This is a genomic window from Variovorax cryoconiti, assembly GCF_051216395.1.
In the GTDB taxonomy this organism is placed as follows: Bacteria; Pseudomonadota; Gammaproteobacteria; order Burkholderiales; family Burkholderiaceae_C; genus Variovorax.
In genome coordinates, this window is record NZ_JBPJZI010000086.1 from 1 (window position 1) to 1,032 (window position 1,032).

Sequence of the window (1,032 nt, forward strand, 5' to 3'; positions counted from 1 at the left end):
TGCCTGCTCCGCCGGATGTTGCAAAGTGTTGAAAATAGCCCCGGTTCGCGTTCCGCCCCTCAAAGGAAAAAACATGCAAAGACGCCATCTCATCCAGACCGCCGCCCTCTCGGCACTTGCGCTTTCAATGTCGCTGGCCAGTGCCCAGGACGCCAACAAGTTCAAGATCGGCCTGATCCTTCCAATGACGGGCCAGTCGGCCTCCACCGGCCGCCAGATCGAAGCCGCTGCGCGCCTGTACATGGCCCAGAACGGCGACACCGTGGCCGGCAAGAAGGTCGAGCTGATCGTCAAGGACGACACCGGCCTACCCGACGTGACCAAGCGCCTCGCGCAGGAACTGGTGGTGAACGACAAGGTCAACGTGCTGGCCGGCTTCGGCCTCACGCCTCTGGCCCTCGCCGTGGCGCCCATCGCCACCCAGTCGAAGACGCCCGAGGTGGTGATGGCTGCTGCCACATCGAGCATTACCGAGGCATCGCCCTACATCATCCGTTCGAGCTTCACGCTGCCGCAGGTGTCGGTGGCCATGGGCGACTGGGCGCCGAAGAACGGCGTGAAGACCGTCGTCACGCTGGTGGCCGACTACGGCCCCGGCAACGACGCCGAGAAGTTCTTCAGCGAGCGCTTCCAGCTCAACGGCGGCAAGGTGCTCGACAAGCTGCGCGTGCCGCTGCGCAACCCCGACTTCGCGCCGTTCCTGCAGAAGGTGCGCGACGTGAAGCCCGACGCGCTGTTCGTCTTCGTGCCCTCGGGCGCGGGCGCGGCGGTGATGAAGCAGTTCCTGGAGCGCGGCATGGACAAGGCCGGCATCAAGATGATCGCCACCGGCGACGTGACGGATGACGACCAGCTCAACGACATGGGCGACGGCGCGCTGGGCGTGGTCACCTCGCACCACTACTCGGCCGCGCACCCCTCGGCCCTGAACAAGAAGTTCGTCGAAGCCTTCGAGAAGGCCAACCCCAAGATGCGCCCCAACTTCATGGCCGTGGGCGGCTATGACGGCATGCGCGTGATCTACGAAGCGCT

At 65.0% G+C, this 1,032-nt stretch carries 1 protein-coding gene; it reads left to right on the forward strand.

Annotated features, from left to right (window positions below; translation table 11 throughout):
• Positions 1–73 precede the first annotated feature (73 nt).
• Positions 74–1,032, forward strand: a 959-nt coding sequence (locus ACSFA2_RS25925; RefSeq protein WP_435458190.1) for an ABC transporter substrate-binding protein, incomplete at its 3' end; no start/stop codon positions are given.